The organism is Streptomyces colonosanans, from assembly GCF_001866645.1.
GTDB lineage: Bacteria > Actinomycetota > Actinomycetes > Streptomycetales > Streptomycetaceae > Streptomyces > Streptomyces colonosanans.
The window spans coordinates 234569-254119 of sequence record NZ_MLYP01000039.1 but is presented as its reverse complement, the minus strand read 5'-3'; the positions used below and the strand labels follow the sequence as shown (position 1 = coordinate 254119).

Genomic DNA, 19551 nt, shown 5'->3' with positions numbered 1-19551 from the left:
TTTCGCGACCGCAGACCAGGCCCAGTCCGCGGCCGACCTCGGCGGCGAACGCGGAAGGGCCCGCACGACCGGAGTCGTGCGGGCCCTTCGAAGTGCGGTGACCGGGTGTCAGCCGTTGCGCTTCCAGCGCGGCTTGTCCTCGCGGCGGCCGAACGAGCCGGTACCGCGGTGGTCGTCACGACGGCCGTAGGGGCGGTCGTGGGCGCCGGAGCGGAAGCCCGGGCGGTCGCCCTGGCGGTCCCGGTTGAACGGGCGGTCGCCGCCGCGGTGGCCGCCACGGTCGTCACGCCGGTCGAACGAACGCCGGTCACCGTCACGACGGAACCCGCCGCGGTCGTCACGCCGCTCGAACGAACGCCCACCACGCTCGCCGTCCCGGCGGTCGCGGTCGAAGGGGCGGCGGTCGCTGTCACCGTCACGACGGAACCCACCGCGGTCGTCACGCCGCTCGAACGAACGCCCACCACGCTCGCCGTCCCGACGCTCGAACCCACGGTCACGATCCCGGCCACCGAAACCACGGTCACGGTCGAAGCCACGGTCACGGTCACGGTCGAAGGGGCGGCGGTCGCGGTCACCGTCACGACGGAACCCGCCACGGTCGTCACGCCGCTCGAACGAACGCCCACCACGCTCGCCGTCCCGACGCTCGAACCCACGGTCACGATCCCGGTCCCGGCCACCGAAGCCACGGTCGCGGTCCCGGCCGAAGCCGCCCCGCTCGTCCCGGCGCTCACGACGCTCGTACGACGACGGACCGTCCGTACGCTCCTCGCGCTCGGCCCGCTGGACCCGCTCGGCGTCCTGAGCGGTCGGCTGCGCCGGCACGGAGACCTCGGTGTCCGGTGCCTGAACGGCCTCCGTCGCCCCGGCGGAAGCCTCCGCCGCGGCCGCGACCGCCGCCTCCGGGTCCTCGCCCCGCTCCCGGGCGGACCGGGCGACCAGCCGGTCGGCCTCCTCGCGCAGCTCGGCCGCGCGCCGCGTGGCACGCTCCAACTGCTTGGTGAGGTGGGCGACTTCGCGCTCGGCCTGCTGTGCGGCGTTACCGGCGGACTCGGCCTGGACCTCGGTCATGGACCGGGCACCGGTGATCTCGGCGACCTCGGGGTCGAACGCGGCCCCGCCCTGGATGATGTGGCGCGAGGCGTCGACGCCCGCGTCCTCCATCAGGCGGAAGATCTGCCGCCGCTGGTGCGGCAGCGCGAGCGACACGACCGTGCCCGTACGGCCCGCGCGAGCCGTACGGCCGGCGCGGTGCAGATAGTCCTTGTGGTCCCCGGCGGGGTCCACGTTGAGCACGAGGTCGATCCCGTCGACGTGGATACCGCGGGCCGCGACGTCCGTCGCGACGAGCACGTTCACGTACCCGTCCTTGAAGTCGGCCAGCGTCCGGGTGCGCGCGCCCTGGGTCATGCCGCCGTGCAGCGCGTCCGCCTTCGCCCCGGCGTCGCGCAGCTGCTCGGCGACGCGGTCGGCACCGAGCTGCGTACGGACGAAGATGATGGTCCGCCCCTTGCGGGAGGCGATGGCGGCGGTGACGGGCGCCTTGTCCTTGGGCTTCACCACGAGGATGTGGTGCGACATGGTCGTCACGGCGCCCTGGGCGGCGTCGACCTCGTGGCTCACCGGCTCGTTCAGGTAGCGGTCGACGAGCGTCTGGATCTCGTTCTCCATGGTCGCGGAGAAGAGCATGCGCTGGCCGCCGGCCGGCACCTGGTCGAGCAGCTCGGTGACCTCGGGCAGGAAGCCCAGGTCGGACATCTGGTCGGCCTCGTCGAGCACGGCGATCTGTACGTCCTCGAGGGAGCAGGCACCGCGGTTGATGATGTCGCGCAGCCGGCCGGGGGTGGCGACCAGGATGTCCACGCCGCGCTCCAGGGCGTAGATCTGGTTGCCCATGGAGGTGCCGCCGCACACGACCTTCATCTTCAGCCCGACCACATCGCCATACGGCTGCAGCGCGTCCGCGACCTGCATGGCCAGCTCACGGGTGGGCGTGAGGATCACGGCCCGCGGCCTCTTCTTCTCGGTGCGCCCGCCGGCCAGGGTGGCCAGGGTCGGCAGTCCGAAGGAGAGCGTCTTGCCCGATCCCGTCCGGCCGCGGCCGAGGATGTCCTTGCCGGCCAGGGCGTCCGGGATGGTCGCCGCCTGGATCGGGAAGGGTACGGTGACACCGTTCTGGGCGAGCTTGCGGACGACACCCTCGGGCAGGCCGAGGTCGGCGAAAGTGAGCTCGGGGGCGGCGGACTGGTCCTCGCCCTCCCCGCCCTCGGGCAGGCCGATGTGGTCAGTGCTGGAAACAGACATGCGAAATGCGAACCTTCCGGAGTTCACGGCACGCGCCCAAACTCCGTGAAAGTCGCAATCGACCGCCTCTATGCGGTCCGGCCACGGCAAGGGAGAGTACGCGCCACACGCGGCGCGTCTTGATGGCGCCGGGCAAATGGGATCAAACGATCTACCACCATACGCACCCGCACGGGGCGAGTGCAAACCAATAACCGTACGCCCCGGGTGAGTCTCACCACAGGGCCGCCCGCTCGACGGCTATGCCGCCGGATACCCCGCCCGGGGCGCCGGCTCCCGCTCCACCAACTGCGCGGTCCGCTCATGTGCCGAGGACGACGGCTCCGCGGTCGTCGGGGACGGCGACGGATCCGGCTCCTGCGTCGGCGACGGCTCCGCCGAGGTCCGGGTGGGACTCGGCTCGACCTTCGTCGGCACGGGCGGCACCGCCCTGTCGCTGCCATTGCCGTTGCCGCTCTTCGAGGCCTCCCCCCTGGTGGTCGGCCCGGGGCCCCGGCTCCCGGTAGCGCTCCTGGGCGCCGACGCGGAGGGTGCCGCGGAAGTCCCGGACGCGGACGCGCCCGGCTTGGAGGAGCCCCCTTTGACCGCCACCCCGCCCGCACCCTTGCCGTCGCCGCCGCTCGCCGTCGGCCCTCCGTCCGGTGCGGCCCCGCCGCGCCGCCCCGCCGAGTGCGCAGGCGTGGGACTGCCCGCGTCGTCCCCCACGCTCATGCAGCCGGCGGTCGCGGCTACAGCCATCACCGTGGCGGCCAGCCGGACGGATAGGTAACAGGCAGGCACGGGCAGCCACCTCCGATAGAGGGTCTCCCCTGTTCATGGGGCTCCCCCGCTCGAGCGAAGTCGAGAGCGGGGCAGCGGCCGAGAGCTCGGGGAAGGGTCGAGAAGTCCTCCTGTCCAACTCCCGCCGCCCGCAAGAGGACACGCGCCCCGCGAAGAGAGCGTCACCCGTCCGGGTATCCGACGTCACCCGTACCCGAGCTCATGCAACCGGGCGTCGTCGATCCCGAAGTGATGAGCGATCTCATGCACCACGGTCACCTCGGTCTCCGCCACCACGTCCTCGTGCGTCTCGCACATGCGCAGCGTCGGACCCATGTAGATCGTGATCCGGTCCGGCAGCACCCCCGCGTACCACTCCCCGCGCTCCGTCAGCGGAGTCCCCTCGTAGAGCCCGAGCAGGTCGGGATCATCGGCGGGCGGCTCGTCCTCGACGAACACCGCCACGTTGTCCATCAGCCGCGTCAGCTCCGGCGGGATCCGGTCGAGCGCCTCGGCGACCAGTTCCTCGAACTCCTCGCGCGTCATCTCCAGCACAGGTCCATTGTCCGGTACGGCACGCCCGCGGAAGAGTCGCGAACCGTCCCGCATATCCATGCCCGGAACTGGGCATACGGGGCCAATGGCCCGCGTCGCCTCAGCCCCGCACCGCCCGCGAAGGGCGTCGGGTAACCTCGCCCGGCGCTACCGCTCGCTCCGCCTGCCCCCTGCCACCGAGCTCGCCCCCCAGCCCCACCCATGGCTCAGTGCACTCGGCATGGTCGGCGTCGTACTCCTGGGTGCCTGGCTCGGCCTGCTGGCCGTGGGCAACGTACGCGCCCCGGTGGGCCCCATGAACACCACCATGACCCTGCGCCCCTCTCTCACCGGCGGCACAAAGATCAACGTCTCCCCGCTGGGCGCCCTGGAGCTGGACAGCCACCGGGCCCCCGTCCGCCTCGACGTCAACGTCGACCAGCTCGACCCGATCCGCGCCCAGGCGCTCGTCGACCACCCCGAGCGGATCTCCGGCCTCCAGCGGGAGGTCGCCCACGACGTCGAGCACGGCACGCTCGAACTCGCCGTACGTTCCTGCGTGGCGGCGGTCTCCGGCGCCACCGCGCTCGGCCTCGCGGTCTACCGGCGCCCGCGCCGGGCGCTGACCGCGGGCGGCCTGGCCCTCGCACTCCTCAGCGCCTCGGGCGCGACGGCGTACGCCACCTGGAATCCCAAGTCGGTCCTTGAACCGCGGTTCTCCGGCCTGCTCTCCTCCGCCCCCTCCCTGGTCGGCAACGCGCGCAGCATCGTCACCGAATTCGATGTCTACCAGAAGGAGTTGGCGCGCCTGGTGACGAACGTGACCAAGCTGTACGACGCCACGTCCACCCTCCCCGCGTACGAGCCCGACCCGACGACGATCCGGGTCCTGCACGTCTCCGACATCCACCTCAACCCGGCAAGCTGGAAGATCATCGCGTCACTGGTGCAGCAGTACCGCGTCGCTGTGATCGTCGACTCGGGCGACACCATGGACCACGGGACGGCGGCGGAGAACGGCTTCCTCGACCCGATCAAGGACCTGGGCGCCCCGTACGTCTGGGTCCGCGGCAACCACGACTCCCTCACCACCCAGCGCTACCTGGAGCGCATGAAGAACGTCCACGTCCTGGACGACAGCAGGGCGATCACCGTCGCAGGCCTGCGCTTCGCCGGGACCGGTGACCCACAGTTCACCCCCGACCGCTCGGTCGCACCCGGCGGCGAGCGCGCCGAAGAGCTGGCGGGCGCGCGTCTGGCCTCCGCCCTGCGCGACCAGAAGGCCGCCGGAACACCCGTCGACATCGCGATCACCCACGAACCGACGGCCGCCCGCCAGACGGACGGCGAGGCGCCCCTGGCCCTGGCCGGCCATCTGCACCAGGAAAAGATGGAGATCATGCGGTACGGCACCCGGCTGCGCGTCGAGGGCTCGACGGGCGGCAGCGGGCTGCGCGCGGTCGAGGGCCGGTACCCGGACCCCATCGAGGCCTCGATCCTCTACCTGGACCGGGACACCCGCCGCCTCCAGGCCTGGGACGAGATCAGGCTCGGCGGGCTGGGCCTGACGACGGCGGAGGTGACCCGCCACCTGCCCAAGGAGAACCAGCCGGGCGCGCACCCGACCCCGGCGCCGCACCTCCGAGCACCGCGCCCCCGGCCACCACCCCCGGAACCGATCCGGCGCCCGTCCGACCCACCCGCCGGGCTCCCTCTTAACCGTTTTGGCGAACCCTCCTCCCATCCCATATGCTTCTCACGTCCCCGACGCGCTGAGAAGCGCCCAGGCGGGCCGATAGCCCTCATCGTCTAGCGGCCTAGGACGCCGCCCTTTCAAGGCGGTAGCACGGGTTCGAATCCCGTTGGGGGCACGCATGATCGTGTGCGACACTGTCGTACACAACGCTTGGTCCTGTGGAGCAGTTTGGAGTGCTCGCCACCCTGTCAAGGTGGAGGCCGCGGGTTCAAATCCCGTCAGGACCGCTGAGGTTTCGTATGAAACCTCGTGGCTGGGTAGCTCAGTTGGTACGAGCGTCCGCCTGAAAAGCGGAAGGTCGCCGGTTCGACCCCGGCCCCAGCCACCGCCGCCCTATCAGGGCAAACACCCCCTCTGAGATCTCTCGGAGGGGGTGTTTTCGTGTCGGCTACGCCAACCGGTGCGCCAACGGCTCTCAGGAGAGGGTGTCGCCCAGCTTCCGGAGTGCCTTCCGCTGCTCGTCCAGCGAAGCGAGCGCTCGCGAGCGCCTCGCGGCCTGCGTCAGTTCCTGATCCGGGGCTCCTGGTCCGGCCGTTGCGGCCGTGAAGCGACGAGCGCCGACCCGCGCGCCGCCAGCGAGCGTGAACAGGAACCCCGCCGCCGAGCCAGCTGTTGCAGCAGCGCTGTGATGCTTCGGAGAAAGCGCTGTGCAGCCCCTGCGACACCATCGGCCCCGCCTTCCACGGCGGGGCCCTGTCCGGCCGCCGGGCCCCGGCTCCGGCGAGGTTCACCGGCGTGCCTGTGCGGGCCGAGCGCGATGCGCCGGCTCAGCAGGCAAGAGGAATCACTTCCGGCCGCTGCCGTCCACGATGACCGGGGTGCCGTTGCCCGAGCCGCAGGGCACGGCGTAGACCGGGTTCTCCTTGGCCGCTTCCCGGTACGAGTCGATGCACTGGTTCATCAGAACCTTGTCGGTCAGGGAGTCGTTGAGGATCTTGTTGGCGCGGGCGATGCCCTCGGCCTCGATCTTGCGGCGCTTGGACTCCTCTTCCGCCGTGCGGGTCGCCTCGGCGGCCCGCTCGGTGGCCTCCTTCTGCTGGATCTTGCGGTCGATCTGCTTCTGGAGGGCGTCCGAAGGCTTGACGTTGCGCAGGTTCACGGCGGTGATGTCGATACCGCGGGGCGCGAGTCGCTCCTTGATCAACTTGTCGATCTCCGCGTTGATCTTCTCCCGGGCCGAGGCGTAGCCCTGCTCGCTGGAGTAGCGGGCGAAGACGTTCCGGACGATCTCCCGGCTGTCCGGGAAGACCAGTCGCTGCTGAATGGCCTCCTCGCTCCCTGCCAGCCGGTACAGCTCCCCCGCCTTGTTCGGTATGACCGCCCACTTCACGGTCACCTCCACGTACATCACGCCCCCCTGGGAGGACCGCACCTCGACGACGTCCTTGTCGGAGAGGTTGAGGTCGACCGGACGGGTCGAGAAGCGCGTGACATCGGTGAATGGCGCTTTCAGATGCATCCCGGACGTCATGGGCGCACCCACTTTGCCGAACGTCACCGGCACGCCGACCTCGTAGGCGCTGACGACGTACACGCTGCTGGCGATGCCACAGAGCATGCTGCCGAGCAGTGCGGCGACGGCACCCAGCCGAAGCCGGGACGAGTTCTGGGCACGGGCGACGAAGTACATCACCACGGCGGTGAGAACGAGCAGGAATGACAGTACAAGCACGGTGGCTCCCCCCTGAGAGACCCTGGGCGATGCCCCCCGGCACCGCTCGCCGGTGGAGGATATGGCATCCGAAGTACGGAGAGAGCGGCGGGCGTTCGCAAACGGCGTCACTGCCAGGGCGCCGGCCTGCGTGCTGCTGTTCAGCACCTACGTCGGCATCTTTCCCGACCACATCGCGACCCAAGTCTGGGCGGCATCGACCGGGTGGGCGATGCCAGGTGGTTTCGACGGGCAACACCGACCCCACAACAGCAGCGCACAACCGCAGCCGACAGAGATCACGCTGCTGTTGGCGTCCACCGACCCGTACGCCAACAGCAGCGGACAAGCACGGCTGGCCGAATCACGTGCGGCCCGTACGAACAGGCCCCGCCCCGCCGGGGCGCGGCCTGAAAAGCGGAAGGTCGCCGGTTCGACCCCGGCCCCAGCCACCGCTGCCGAAAGCCTCATCCTGTCGGGATGGGGCTTTCGTCATGTCTGGGTCCAGCCCCCGTTTGGCATGCCCCCTCCCGGGCACTACGTTCTGGCGAGTCGACGCAACCGTACGGATGGGGGAATCATGCGCCGGGACCAGACAAAAATCGCCGGGGCCGTCCAGGTGGAGAGGGACCGGGCTCGCTACGGCTTACTCGCGGTGGTCATGAGCAACCTCGCGATCGCCGGGGTGGTGATCTTCGGCGTCTGGCGCCTGGACGGCGACAAGTCGGTGATCGTCGGCGTACTCACCGCTGCCTTCACCGCCATCAGCAGCATGACCACCGCGTACCTGGGCATCAAGGCCGTCTCCAACACCGCCACGTCGATGACCCAGGAGAGAGCACCCCGCGAGCAGCCCGCACCTCCGGTCCCTCAGCAGCCGAGCAGCAGCTGAGCCACTGGGCGCTTCCCGGGGAACAAGAGCCGGCCCCCGGCCGAACCGACCGCCGCGCGCAAGCCGCCGAACCGCCGGAGGCAAATCGTTAGCCAGGAATTTCGCCAAGGTGAGATCCTGGACCGCGTATGTCTACGCATCCCGCCCTCGGCACCCTCGCCCCCCGCCTGACCGAGCTGTCCCTGCGCGACGCGCACCGCCTCGGGCGCAGGCTCGAAGGCGCGCGCAAGATCCGCAAGCCCGAGGCCCGGACCGCCGTACTCGCCGAGATCGAGGCGGAGGTCGCCAAGGCCGAGAGCAGGATCGCCGGTCGCAGCGCCCGCGTCCCGGCCATCACGTACCCCGAACAGCTCCCCGTCAGCCAGAAGAAGGACGCGATCGCCGACGCCATACGCGACCACCAGGTCGTGATCGTGGCCGGCGAGACCGGCTCCGGCAAGACCACCCAGATCCCCAAGATCTGTCTCGAACTCGGCCGCGGTGTTCGCGGCATGATCGGCCACACCCAGCCCCGCCGCATCGCCGCCCGCACGGTCGCCGAGCGCGTCGCCGAGGAGCTCGACACACCCCTCGGCGAGGCCGTCGGCTGGAAGGTCCGCTTCACCGACCAGGTGAACCCCGACGCCACCTTCATCAAGCTGATGACGGACGGCATCCTGCTCGCCGAGATCCAGACGGACCGCGAGCTGCGCGCCTACGACACGATCATCATCGACGAGGCCCACGAGCGGTCCCTCAACATCGACTTCCTGCTCGGCTACCTCGCCCAGCTCCTGCCCAAGCGCCCGGACCTCAAGGTCGTCATCACCTCGGCCACGATCGACCCCGAGCGCTTCTCCCGGCACTTCGGCGACGCGCCGATCGTCGAGGTCAGCGGGCGCACCTACCCCGTCGAGGTGCGCTACCGCCCGCTCCTCGAAGAGAACGGCGACGACGCCGACCGCGACCAGATCACCGCGATCACGGACGCCGTCGAGGAACTCATGGGCGAGGGCAAGGGCGACATCCTCGTCTTCCTCTCCGGTGAACGGGAGATCCGGGACACGGCCGACGCCCTGAACAAGAAGCAGTACAGGTTCACCGAGATCCTGCCGCTGTACGCCCGGCTCTCCCACGCCGAGCAGCACCGCGTCTTCCAGCAGCACACGGGCCGCAGGATCGTCCTGGCCACGAACGTGGCCGAGACCTCCCTGACCGTCCCTGGCATCAAGTACGTCATCGACCCCGGCTTCGCCCGCATCTCGCGCTACAGCCACCGCACCAAGGTCCAGCGCCTGCCCATCGAACCGGTCTCCCAGGCGAGTGCCAACCAGCGCAAGGGACGCTGCGGCCGTACGTCGGACGGTATCTGCGTCCGCCTGTACAGCGAGGAGGACTTCGAGGCCCGGCCCGAGTTCACGGATGCCGAGATCCTCCGTACGAACCTCGCCTCCGTCATCCTCCAGATGACCGCGGCCGGCCTCGGCGACATCGAGAAGTTCCCCTTCATCGACCCGCCGGACCACCGCAACATCCGCGACGGCGTCCAGCTCCTCCAGGAACTGGGCGCGCTGGACCCGGCGGAGAAGGACCCGCGCAAGCGGCTCACGGACACCGGCCGCAAGCTCGCCCAGCTGCCCGTCGACCCGCGCCTCGCGCGGATGGTCCTGGAGGCGGAGCGCAACGGCTGCGTCCGCGAGGTCATGGTCGTCGCCGCCGCGCTGTCCATCCAGGACCCGCGCGAGCGCCCCACCGACAAACAGGCCCAGGCCGACCAGCAGCACGCCCGCTTCAAGGACGAGACGAGCGACTTCCTCGCCTACCTCAATCTGTGGCGCTACATCCGCGAGCAGCAGAAGGAGCGCGGCTCGTCGTCGTTCCGCCGGATGTGCAAGCAGGAGTACCTGAACTTCCTGCGCATCCGCGAATGGCAGGACATCTACACGCAGCTGCGCACGGTCGCCAAGCAGATGGGCATGCACCTGAACGACCAGGACGCCCCGGCCGACCACCTGCACATCTCGCTCCTCGCCGGTCTGCTCTCGCACATCGGGCTGAAGGACGTGAAGGAGTCCAAGGACTCCGGTCCCGGCGCCCGCAAGGACGGCGGACGCAACGAGTACCTGGGCGCCCGCAGCGCCAAGTTCGCGATCTTCCCGGGCTCGTCCCTGTTCAGGAAGCCCCCGCGCTTCGTGATGTCCGCCGAGCTCGTGGAGACCTCCCGCCTGTGGGCGCGCGTCAACGCGAAGATCGAGCCCGAGTGGGTGGAGCCGCTCGCCGGCCACCTCCTGAAGCGGACGTACAGCGAGCCGCACTGGGAGAAGGACCAGGCGGCCGTGATGGCGTACGAGAAGGTCACGCTGTACGGCGTTCCGATCGTCGCCCAGCGGAAGGTGAACTACGGCCGCGTCGACCCGGATACGAGCCGTGAACTGTTCATCCGCAACGCACTCGTCGAGGGTGACTGGCGCACGCACCACAAGTTCTTCGCCGCGAACCGCAGGCTCCTCACCGAGGTCGAGGAGCTGGAACACCGCGCCCGGCGCCGGGACATCCTGGTCGACGACGAGACGCTGTTCGACTTCTACGACCAGCGGGTGCCCGAACACGTCGTCTCCGGCGCCCACTTCGACTCCTGGTGGAAGCACAAGCACCACGAGCAGCCCGACTTCCTCGACTTCGAGCGCGAGATGCTCATCAACGAGAAGGCGGGCGCGGTCACCAAGGACGACTACCCGGACTCGTGGCGGCAGGGCCGTCTGAAGTTCAAGGTCACCTACCAGTTCGAGCCCGGCGCGGACGCGGACGGCGTGACGGTCCACATCCCGCTGCAGGTCCTCAACCAGGTCACGGACGAGGGCTTCGACTGGCAGATCCCGGGGCTGCGGGAAGAACTGGTCACCGAGCTGATCCGGTCCCTGCCCAAGCCCATCCGCCGCAACTACGTCCCGGCGCCGAACTACGCGACGGCGTTCCTGGAGAAGGCGGTGGCCCCGGAGGGGCGCGATCGAGCACAGCCCCTCCAGGAACCGCTGACGGTGGCGATGGCGCGGGAGCTGCGGCGGATGGTCGGCGTGCCGTTCGAGGCGGCGGACTTCGACTGGGCGAAGGTGCCGGACCACCTCAAAATAACGTTCCGGATCGTCGATGAGCGGCGCCGCAAGCTCGCCGAGGACAAGGACCTCGAAGCCCTGAAGCTCCTGCTGAAGCCGAAGGCGCGCAAGGCCCTCTCGCAGGCCGCGGCGGCCACGGCCGAGCGGCGGGGCGGGGAGTCCCTGGAGCGTACGGGCCTCACAGACTGGTCGATCGGCGCGCTGACCCGTGTCTTCGAGACCCGTCGCGCCGGCGAGCCGGTGAAGGCGTATCCGGCGCTGGTCGACGACGGCGACACGGTCTCCGTACGCCTCTTCGACACGGAGGAGGAGCAGGCGCAGGCGATGTGGAAGGGCACGCGGCGCCTGATCCTGCGGAACATCCCGGTGAACCCGGCGAAGTTCGCGTCCGAGAAGCTGACGAACACCCAGAAGCTCGGTCTGTCCGCGAACCCGCACGGCTCGATCCAGGCCCTGTTCGACGACTGTGCGATGGCGGCCGCCGACCGGCTGATCGCGGACTTCGGGGGGCCGGCCTGGGACGAGGAGTCGTACCGGAAGCTGTATGACAAGGTGCGCGCGGAGATCGTCGACGCGACGGTCCGCACGGTAGGGCAGGTGCAGCAGGTGCTAGCCGCCTGGCAGTCCTGTGAACGCCGGCTGAAGGCCGTACGCAGCCCCGCCCTGCTGCCGAACCTGGCGGACGTGCGGGCGCAACTGGACGCCCTCGTGAAGCCCGGCTTCATCACCGCGGCGGGGGTACGGCGCCTCCCCGACCTGATGCGCTACCTGATCGCCGCGGACCGCCGCCTGCAGCAGATGCCGACGAACGTCCAGCGGGACACCACGCGCATGGAGAAGGTCCACGAGATGCAGGACGAGTACGCGTGGCTGCTGGAGCAGCTTCCGCAGGGCCGACCCGTCCCCTCCTCGGTCCTGGACATCCGCTGGATGATCGAGGAACTGCGCGTCAGCTACTTCGCGCATGCGCTGGGCACGGCGTACCCGGTCTCCGACAAGCGCATCGTGAAGGCGATCGACGCGGCCGCACCGTGACGGCCCACTGAGTAACGGCCGGTGCACGTTGGGTGAGTTCGACCCAGGGGCTCACCCTCCTGTACAGTCTCTTCTCGCAGCGCAACGCACAACAAGCGCCGCGAAGCCTGGTCCTGTGGAGCAGTTTGGAGTGCTCGCCACCCTGTCAAGGTGGAGGCCGCGGGTTCAAATCCCGTCAGGACCGCAACAGAGCCCCGCACCTCGAAGGTGCGGGGCTTCTTCATGCCCCCATGCACGCCCTGTCGAGACGAAGGCGGCGCCTGGCACGACCGCAATCAGACACGACCACCCTCGCCCCGGCCCTCCCCGTGCCCCATATCCGCCACTCCCCTCACCGGCGGCCTTCACGGGGGGCGCCGCGTGACTTGACGGCGTCACTTTCCACCGGTACCCCGGAAGGCCAGGGTCTTCGACCCCCGGGCCCAGGAGGTGGCGTATGGCGACGTCCGTTCGGCATGAGACACGTGCTCTGCTCCGCGCCCATCTAGCCGCCGCTTCCGGGTATCGCCATCTGACCCCGCGCTGCCCGGTCTGCCACCGACTGCTGCGCCTGGCGTTGGAACCCGCTCAGCACGACGAGGAGAGCCCCCAGACGGCCTCCGAGGACGAGAACCCCTCCAACCCCTCCACAACGTGAGCGAGGCCCTCAGCGCCTCCACCACGCACGAACCATCACTCCGGGGGCCACACGGCCTCCGCCGCAAGCGCCTCTGGTGCGCACCCGTCGGCCCAACACCCGCCCCATACAGGCGTGTTCCTCTAGCAAAGACACCGCGAGCACAACAAGAACCTCGCCATGTGACGGGTGTCACCGCACAAGTTTTGGGAACCGTGGAACTTACGCCCCTCCTACAACTAGTCAATTTAATATGTGCAATTGCACCCCCTTCCAAGGCCCTGTACAGCAGATCCGACACCCCTCCCCAGACTCCGACAGGGCCGCTCACGGAACGGCCCGCATGGCGCGATCAGGGCACAAAAAAGATCGCGCTGGACTCGGCGGAGTCCAGCGCGATCGACGACGCACCCTTGTCGTGCCTCTGTTGACCTCGGGCGTGGGTCCTGTTGGGGCAGAACCCGCGTCGGTTGGAGCTGTGGTGTGGACGTCGCGACAGGCTGGGGGACCTTCGCTATGTCCGGTTATGTAGTTGTTCAGGCCTCGCTGCGCTGCTGCGGAATGCCCGCGAGCAGTGCGCGGACCTCGGCCTCGCGGTAGCGGCGGTGCCCACCGAGCGTGCGGATCGACGTGAGCTTGCCGGCCTTCGCCCACCGCGTGACCGTCTTAGGGTCGACGCGGAACATCGTGGCGACCTCAGCCGGGGTCAGCAGCGGCTCGGCATCAGGGGTGCGAGCGGTCATGAGCGGCCTCCTCGGGAGAACCGAACCTTCTCGGTTCTTTCCTCTAAATTCTGCACCTTGACCCGCGTTGCCCGAAATGGCGGACGCGAGTCGAGTCGGTTATAGGACGAACGGCTTGTCCTCGGCACTACAACTACACCATCTGTCCAGCCGCGTCGGCCAAACCGATGGAATTGCCCTCCCAGGTGTTCATCAGCGACGGAAGCCGATGGACCATGCCATAGCGGACAGTCACGCCACTGTGACGATCAGTCACAGGGCGATCAGGAGGCACCAGACCCCCCAAAGCACGCAACGCAGAGTTTCCGACCATGAGTGGACAGAGGGAACCTCCCCCGGACTCCTTGTCCTATTTTGGCACGAGGAGAACCGTAAGGCGCAAGGTCCCTGTAAGTGCGGTCCGTCACGCTTGAGGCATAAGCCCGGATCGGGGCCTACGTCCCCGTGCGGGTCTGCGGTGCGTCAACCATGGGCCAAGACTTATCACTTCATCATGTCTCACGGGTCACAATTCGCGCACCGGTGCGCCGAGGTCCCGGACTCAGTTCGCCGACCGACGGTCCCGTACGGCCCGCCAGCGCTCCACCAACCGTCCGTACGCCTCCCCGGCCGCGGCCCCGTCCCCGTGCCGCAGGGCGTCGATGCCCTCGGCGACATCCGCGGCCGAGTGGTCCCCGTCCAGCTCCGCGGCCGGCAGGACGTGCACGAGTCCGCCGTAGTCCAGTTCGACCAGCGACCGCGGATGGAACTCCTCCAGCCAGCGGCCCACCTCCACCAGACCGTCGATGAGCGGCCCGTCGTCGATCGTGTCCCGGAGCGTCCGCAGTGCCCGTGCGGTGCGCCGCCGCGCCTGCACCATGGGCGTGCGGTAGCGCAGCATCGGAGGGGTCTCGCCGGACCTCTTGTCGTACCGCCGCTCTTCGTCGGAGACGAGCACGAACCAGTTCAGCGGCACCTGCCAGGTCGCGGTGCGGATCCACGGGCGGGCGTCCGGGTTGCCGGCCAGCCAGCGCTCGTAGTCCTGGGCTGCCTGGCGGCGCACCACGGGCGGCAGGACCGCGTCCAGAACCGGCTCGGGCAGTTCCTGCGCCAGCTCGCCCAGCGCCTGCCAGCCGCGCAGCCGGGTGCGCCACGGGCAGACGCACAGCACCCCCTCCACCTCGCTCACGAAGGCTTCACTGCTCTCGTGCACCGGCACCGCAACCGGCGGGGTGGGCAGCAAGTCGGCCAGGGAGCGACGCAGTTCGTCCTGGTACGAGGGACGGTCGGGGCGCCGGGCGTACCGCTCCCAGTGGCTGCGCTCCGGTTCCGGGAAGGCGGCCAGCGGCTCGTACACGCGCAAGTAGGACGCGTACGGGACGATCACCGAGGACACCTTGGGCACGCCTGCTCCCTCCCCATCGGAGCTCACCCGAAACCCGTCCGGGTGCGGCCCGGGCGGGGCGGAAAACCATGGCAAATCGTCCCACGAACCCGCCGCGGCGTACTCGGCATACTCCAAGGGGGGGTGATCCTGAGCACTGCACGGCTGGCGGGCACCTTCACGTTCTACGCTCATGCCCACGGGGCCCGCCACCCGTACGGGGCCCGCCCCAACCGCCGCTACTCAACCGGGAGTCACCACCGTGACCGACGTAACCGACGGCGTCCTGCACACCCTGTTCCACTCGGAACAGGGGGGCCATGAGCAGGTCGTGCTCTGCCAGGACCGGGCCAGTGGCCTCAAGGCCGTCATTGCGATCCACTCCACCGCCCTGGGCCCCGCCCTCGGCGGCACACGCTTCTACCCGTACGCGACCGAGGAAGAAGCCGTCGCCGACGCCCTGAACCTCGCGCGCGGGATGTCGTACAAGAACGCCATGGCCGGCCTCGACCATGGCGGGGGCAAGGCCGTGATCATCGGCGACCCCGAGCGGATCAAGACAGAGGAGCTGCTGCTGGCGTACGGCCGTTTCGTGGCCTCGCTCGGCGGGCGGTACGTGACTGCGTGCGACGTCGGCACCTACGTGGCGGACATGGACGTCGTGGCCCGGGCGTGCTCCTGGACCACCGGGCGCTCCCCGGAGAACGGCGGCGCGGGCGACTCCTCCGTGCTCACCGCCTACGGCGTCTTCCAGGGCATGCGGGCCTCGGCCCAGCACCTGTGGGGCGACCCGACGCTGCGGGGTCGCAAGGTCGGCGTCGCCGGCGTCGGCAAGGTCGGGTACTACCTGGTCGGGCACCTGCTGAAGGACGGCGCCGAGGTCGTGATCACCGATGTGCGGCCGGACGCCGTACGCCGGGTCACCGACGAGCACCCCGAGGTCACCGTGGCCGCCGATACCGACTCCCTGATCCGCACCGAGGGGCTGGACATCTACGCCCCCTGCGCGCTGGGCGGGGCCCTGAACGACGACTCGGTGCCGGTGCTGACGGCGAAGGTGGTGTGCGGCGCCGCCAACAACCAGCTCGCGCACCCGGGCGTGGAGAAGGACCTCGCCGACCGCCGGATCCTGTACGCGCCGGACTACGTCGTCAACGCCGGCGGTGTCATCCAGGTCGCCGACGAGCTGCACGGCTTCGACTTCGACCGGTGCCGGGCGAAGGCGGCGAAGATCTTCGACACCACGCTGGCCATATTCGCACGTGCGAAGGAAGACGGTATTCCGCCGGCCGCCGCGGCCGACCGGATCGCCGAGCAGCGGATGGCGGAGGCGAGGGCGGGAGCACGCCCCACGGAGGTTTGACCGGTACCCGCCGGTAGGAGCTTGGAGAGAACTCTCACTCTTATCGGCGGGTCGCCCGCCAATTAGTGGTTAAAATCGGCCGTGACCAGCGAGGACGGGGCGCCTCGCCGGTCCTGGGCACACGCCCACCCACGGGCGACGTACCGTATGGGCGTGGGCTCAGGTACCGTGGAAGCCCTACGGACCGGTCTCTCCGAGGAGAGCCCGTTCCGGATCATGAACGCGTGTCAAGACTCTGGGGCCGTCGAGCCCCGTCGTTGAGGGGGTCGAGCCATGGGGCGCGGCCGGGCCAAGGCCAAGCAGACGAAGGTCGCCCGCCAGCTGAAGTACAACAGCGGTGGGACGGATCTCTCACGCCTGGCTGAGGAGCTGGGCGCATCGCCGTCGAACACGTCGCCGAACGGCGACCAATTCGAGAGCGATGAGCAAGACGACGACCTGTACGCACGGTACGCCGACCTGTACGGCGACGACGAGGAGGACGAGGACGACCAGTCCTCGCAGCAACGTCGCGGCGCTTGACCTTGCACTGAATTCCCGCCCGGTCCGTGGCTCGGCCACGGACCGGGTTCTGTGCTGTCCACCGGGGACTCAGCTCGCGTAGTCGCCGATCAGGGCCGCGCCCGTCTCGTGGTCACCCCGGTCGGTGATCTCGCCGGCGACCCATGCGTCCACGCCGCGGTCGGCCAGAGTGGCGAGCGCGACGTCCGCCGACTGCTCGGGGACGATGGCGATCATGCCGACGCCCATGTTCAGGGTCTTCTCCAGCTCGAGGCGCTCGACGTCCCCTGTTTTCCCGACGAGGTCGAAGACCGGCGCCGGGGTCCAGGTCGAGCGGTCGACGACCGCGTGCAGGTCGTCCGGGATCACCCGCGCCAGGTTGGCCGCGAGCCCGCCGCCGGTGATGTGGCTGAATGCGTGCACCTCGGCGGTGCGGGTGAGAGCCAGGCAGTCCAGCGAGTAGATCTTCGTGGGCTCCAGCAGTTCCTCGCCGAGGCTGCGGCCCAGTTCCTCCACATGCTGGTCGAGGCCGAGCTTCGCCCGGTCGAGAAGGACGTGGCGGACGAGCGAGTACCCGTTCGAGTGAAGACCGGAGGCGGCCATGGCGATCGCCACGTCACCCTTGCGGATGCGCTCCGCGCCGAGGAGCCGGTCGGCCTCCACGACGCCCGTACCGGCGCCCGCGACGTCGAAGTCGTCCGGACCGAGGAGACCGGGGTGTTCGGCCGTCTCGCCGCCGACCAGGGCACATCCGGCCAGCACGCAGCCCTCGGCGATGCCCTTCACGATCGCCGCGACGCGCTCCGGGTGGACCTTGCCGACGCAGATGTAGTCGGTCATGAACAGCGGCTCGGCGCCGCACACCACGATGTCGTCCATGACCATGGCGACCAGGTCATGGCCGATGGTGTCGTAGACGCCCATCCGGCGCGCGATGTCGACCTTGGTGCCGACCCCGTCGGTGGCGGACGCGAGCAGCGGGCGCTCGTAGCGCTTGAGGGCGGAGGCGTCGAAGAGGCCGGCGAAGCCGCCGAGGCCACCGAGGACCTCGGGCCGCTGCGTCTTCTTCACCCACTCCTTCATCAGCTCCACCGCGCGGTCGCCCGCTTCGATGTCGACGCCTGCCGCAGCATAGGAAGCACCGGAGGTCCCCGTCGACGGAGTCGACTGATCGAACGCAGTAGACATGGTCTGGGATCTTTCAGGTTGGTGGGACGGGCTCACGGGCGACGGATGGCGTCGGCGGCGGCCGTGGCGGCCGGACCGGCCGCCAGCTCGGTCTCCAGGAGCTGCTTGCCCAGCAGCTCAGGGTCCGGCAGCTCCATCGGGTACTCGCCGTCGAAGCAGGCGCGGCACAGATTCGGCTTGGCGATGGCGGTCGCCTCGATCATCCCGTCGAGGGAGATGTACGCCAGGGAGTCGGCGCCCAACGAGGTGCCGATCTCCTCGACCGTCATGCCGTTGGCGATCAGCTCGGCGCGGGTGGCGAAGTCGATGCCGAAGAAGCACGGCCACTTCACCGGCGGGGAGGAGATCCGGATGTGGACCTCGGCGGCGCCCGCCTCGCGCAGCATCCGCACCAGCGCCCGCTGGGTGTTACCACGCACGATCGAGTCATCGACGACGACCAGGCGCTTGCCCTTGATGACGTCCTTCAGCGGGTTCAGCTTCAGGCGGATGCCGAGCTGGCGGATCGTCTGCGAGGGCTGGATGAAGGTGCGCCCGACGTACGCGTTCTTCACCAGGCCGGCACCGAACGGGATGCCGCTCTCCTCCGCGTAGCCGACGGCGGCCGGGGTACCGGACTCCGGGGTCGGTATCACCAGGTCGGCCTCGACAGGGGCCTCCTTGGCGAGGCGGCGGCCCATCTCGACGCGGGAGAGGTAGACGTTGCGTCCGGCGATGTCGGTATCGGGGCGAGCCAGGTACACATACTCGAAGACACAGCCACGGGGCTTCGCATCCGCGAAGCGCGACGACCGCAGCCCGTTCTCGTCGATGGCGATGAACTCGCCCGGCTCGATCTCGCGGACGAAGCTGGCGCCCGTGATGTCGAGCGCGGCGGTCTCGGAGGCGACGACCCAGCCGCGCTCCAGGCGACCGAGGACCAGCGGGCGGATGCCCTGGGGGTCCCGGGCCGCGTACAAGGTCTGCTCGTCCATGAAGACAAGCGAGAAGGCGCCCTTGACCTGCGGCAACACCGCGGGGGCCGCTTCCTCGACGGTCAACGGCTTGCCGTCGTCGTCGACCTGGCCGGCCAGGAGGGCGGTGACGAGGTCCGTGTCGTTCGTCGCGGCCACCTGTGTGGCACGGCCGGTCTCCTTGGGGAGATCGGCGACCATCCCGGCGAGCTGCGCCGTGTTGACGAGGTTGCCGTTGTGGCCGAGAGCGATGGAGCCGTGCGCCGTGGCGCGGAATGTCGGCTGGGCGTTCTCCCACACGGAGGCGCCGGTGGTCGAGTAGCGGGCGTGACCGACCGCGATATGACCTTGGAGCGAACCGAGCGAGGTCTCGTCGAAGACCTGGGAGACCAGTCCCATGTCCTTGAAGACGAGGATCTGGGAGCCATTACTGACCGCGATACCCGCGGATTCCTGACCCCGATGTTGGAGGGCGTAGAGCCCGAAGTACGTGAGCTTTGCGACCTCTTCACCCGGAGCCCAGACACCGAAGACGCCACACGCGTCCTGGGGGCCTTTCTCACCGGGGAGCAGGTCGTGATTGAGTCGACCGTCACCACGTGGCACGCCCCCGAGTGTATTCGAGGCCGACCACTGGTCCGAATTGGGGATGGGTTTAAGTCCCGGGTCTCTCGCCTGCAACCGTTGCCATGTGTACAGCGTTTTCGCAGGTCAGTTTGGGTGCGCGAGGATCGATCGGGTGCGTGGACGCGGCGTCGGCAGGCGCGGTGGATTCCTGCGAAGTGGATGCGAGTGAGA

General features: G+C 69.4%; 14 protein-coding genes and 4 tRNA genes. 11 read left to right on the top strand and 7 right to left on the bottom strand.

Annotated features, from left to right (window positions below; all coding sequences use genetic code 11):
• Positions 1-108 precede the first annotated feature (108 nt).
• The gene (locus tag BIV24_RS15120; RefSeq protein ID WP_071366800.1) at positions 109-2307 is read right to left on the bottom strand and encodes a DEAD/DEAH box helicase; all 2199 of its coding nucleotides are present in this window, start codon (positions 2305-2307) and stop codon (positions 109-111) included.
• A 388-nt stretch (positions 2308-2695) separates the two neighbouring features.
• Between BIV24_RS15120 and BIV24_RS36235 the strand changes: the two genes are divergently transcribed.
• Positions 2696-3076 carry a hypothetical protein gene (locus BIV24_RS36235; protein WP_071366799.1) on the top strand — a complete coding sequence of 127 codons (381 nt, stop codon included), beginning with the start codon at positions 2696-2698 and terminating at the stop codon, positions 3074-3076.
• Between the two features lie 194 nt (positions 3077-3270).
• Here BIV24_RS36235 and BIV24_RS15110 read toward each other — a convergent pair whose 3' ends face one another.
• Positions 3271-3621: a metallopeptidase family protein gene (locus tag BIV24_RS15110; protein WP_071366798.1), complete on the bottom strand. Its 351-nt coding sequence runs from the start codon at positions 3619-3621 to the stop codon at positions 3271-3273.
• 85 nt (positions 3622-3706) lie between these two features.
• Between BIV24_RS15110 and BIV24_RS15105 the strand changes: the two genes are divergently transcribed.
• The 4 genes from BIV24_RS15105 to BIV24_RS15090 all read left to right on the top strand — a co-directional run bounded on the left by BIV24_RS15105 (position 3707) and on the right by BIV24_RS15090 (position 5681).
• Positions 3707-5413 carry a metallophosphoesterase family protein gene (locus tag BIV24_RS15105; protein ID WP_079168268.1) on the top strand — a complete coding sequence of 569 codons (1707 nt, stop codon included), beginning with the start codon at positions 3707-3709 and terminating at the stop codon, positions 5411-5413.
• A tRNA-Glu gene (locus BIV24_RS15100) sits at positions 5399-5471 on the top strand. The genes BIV24_RS15105 and BIV24_RS15100 overlap by 15 nt, the downstream gene beginning before the upstream one ends.
• A gap of 37 nt (positions 5472-5508) precedes the next feature.
• Positions 5509-5583: transfer RNA gene (locus tag BIV24_RS15095), tRNA-Asp, on the top strand.
• A 24-nt stretch (positions 5584-5607) separates the two neighbouring features.
• Positions 5608-5681: transfer RNA gene (locus tag BIV24_RS15090), tRNA-Phe, on the top strand.
• Between the two features lie 459 nt (positions 5682-6140).
• Here the strand turns inward: BIV24_RS15090 and BIV24_RS15085 are convergent.
• Entirely contained in the window at positions 6141-7028 is an 888-nt protein-coding gene (locus BIV24_RS15085) for a prohibitin family protein (RefSeq protein WP_071366797.1), read from the bottom strand.
• A gap of 559 nt (positions 7029-7587) precedes the next feature.
• Here BIV24_RS15085 and BIV24_RS15080 point away from each other — a divergent pair.
• From BIV24_RS15080 to BIV24_RS31930, 4 genes are all read left to right on the top strand, one after another.
• Positions 7588-7899, top strand: a complete 312-nt coding sequence (locus BIV24_RS15080) for a hypothetical protein (protein WP_071366796.1) — start codon at positions 7588-7590, stop codon at positions 7897-7899.
• A 128-nt stretch (positions 7900-8027) separates the two neighbouring features.
• Complete coding sequence (hrpA, locus tag BIV24_RS15075) at positions 8028-12026, top strand: ATP-dependent RNA helicase HrpA (protein ID WP_071366795.1); 3999 nt, start codon at positions 8028-8030, stop codon at positions 12024-12026.
• Between the two features lie 109 nt (positions 12027-12135).
• Positions 12136-12210, top strand: a tRNA-Asp gene (locus BIV24_RS15070).
• Positions 12211-12462: 252 nt separating this feature from the next.
• Positions 12463-12663, top strand: coding sequence for a DUF6274 family protein (locus tag BIV24_RS31930; RefSeq protein ID WP_079168267.1), 201 nt, complete (start codon positions 12463-12465; stop codon positions 12661-12663).
• A gap of 515 nt (positions 12664-13178) precedes the next feature.
• Here the strand turns inward: BIV24_RS31930 and bldC are convergent.
• Both bldC and BIV24_RS15060 read right to left on the bottom strand, forming a co-directional pair.
• Positions 13179-13385: a developmental transcriptional regulator BldC gene (gene bldC, locus BIV24_RS15065; RefSeq protein WP_003949541.1), complete on the bottom strand. Its 207-nt coding sequence runs from the start codon at positions 13383-13385 to the stop codon at positions 13179-13181.
• A 541-nt stretch (positions 13386-13926) separates the two neighbouring features.
• Positions 13927-14769, bottom strand: a complete 843-nt coding sequence (locus BIV24_RS15060; RefSeq protein ID WP_071366794.1) for a DUF8083 family protein — start codon at positions 14767-14769, stop codon at positions 13927-13929.
• A 241-nt stretch (positions 14770-15010) separates the two neighbouring features.
• Here BIV24_RS15060 and BIV24_RS15055 point away from each other — a divergent pair, with 241 nt between their 5' ends.
• Positions 15011-16111: a Leu/Phe/Val dehydrogenase gene (locus BIV24_RS15055; RefSeq protein ID WP_071366793.1), complete on the top strand. Its 1101-nt coding sequence runs from the start codon at positions 15011-15013 to the stop codon at positions 16109-16111.
• Between the two features lie 273 nt (positions 16112-16384).
• Complete coding sequence (locus BIV24_RS15050; RefSeq protein WP_071366792.1) at positions 16385-16633, top strand: DUF3073 domain-containing protein; 249 nt, start codon at positions 16385-16387, stop codon at positions 16631-16633.
• Positions 16634-16702: 69 nt separating this feature from the next.
• Here the strand turns inward: BIV24_RS15050 and purM are convergent, their stop codons facing one another.
• Complete coding sequence (purM, locus tag BIV24_RS15045; protein ID WP_071366791.1) at positions 16703-17800, bottom strand: phosphoribosylformylglycinamidine cyclo-ligase; 1098 nt, start codon at positions 17798-17800, stop codon at positions 16703-16705.
• Between the two features lie 32 nt (positions 17801-17832).
• Positions 17833-19359, bottom strand: a complete 1527-nt coding sequence (purF, locus tag BIV24_RS15040; protein WP_071366790.1) for an amidophosphoribosyltransferase — start codon at positions 19357-19359, stop codon at positions 17833-17835.
• Positions 19360-19551: the final 192 nt, after the last annotated feature.

Coding starts and splice junctions, on each gene's coding strand:
- BIV24_RS15120 (WP_071366800.1), bottom strand. CDS start 2,307: ATGTCTGTTTCCAGCACTGACCACATCGGCCTGCCCGAGGGCGGGGAG.
- BIV24_RS15105 (WP_079168268.1), top strand. CDS start 3,707: ATGGCCCGCGTCGCCTCAGCCCCGCACCGCCCGCGAAGGGCGTCGGGT.
- BIV24_RS15080 (WP_071366796.1), top strand. CDS start 7,588: ATGCGCCGGGACCAGACAAAAATCGCCGGGGCCGTCCAGGTGGAGAGG.
- hrpA (WP_071366795.1), top strand. CDS start 8,028: ATGTCTACGCATCCCGCCCTCGGCACCCTCGCCCCCCGCCTGACCGAG.
- BIV24_RS31930 (WP_079168267.1), top strand. CDS start 12,463: ATGGCGACGTCCGTTCGGCATGAGACACGTGCTCTGCTCCGCGCCCAT.
- bldC (WP_003949541.1), bottom strand. CDS start 13,385: ATGACCGCTCGCACCCCTGATGCCGAGCCGCTGCTGACCCCGGCTGAG.
- BIV24_RS15050 (WP_071366792.1), top strand. CDS start 16,385: ATGGGGCGCGGCCGGGCCAAGGCCAAGCAGACGAAGGTCGCCCGCCAG.
- purM (WP_071366791.1), bottom strand. CDS start 17,800: ATGTCTACTGCGTTCGATCAGTCGACTCCGTCGACGGGGACCTCCGGT.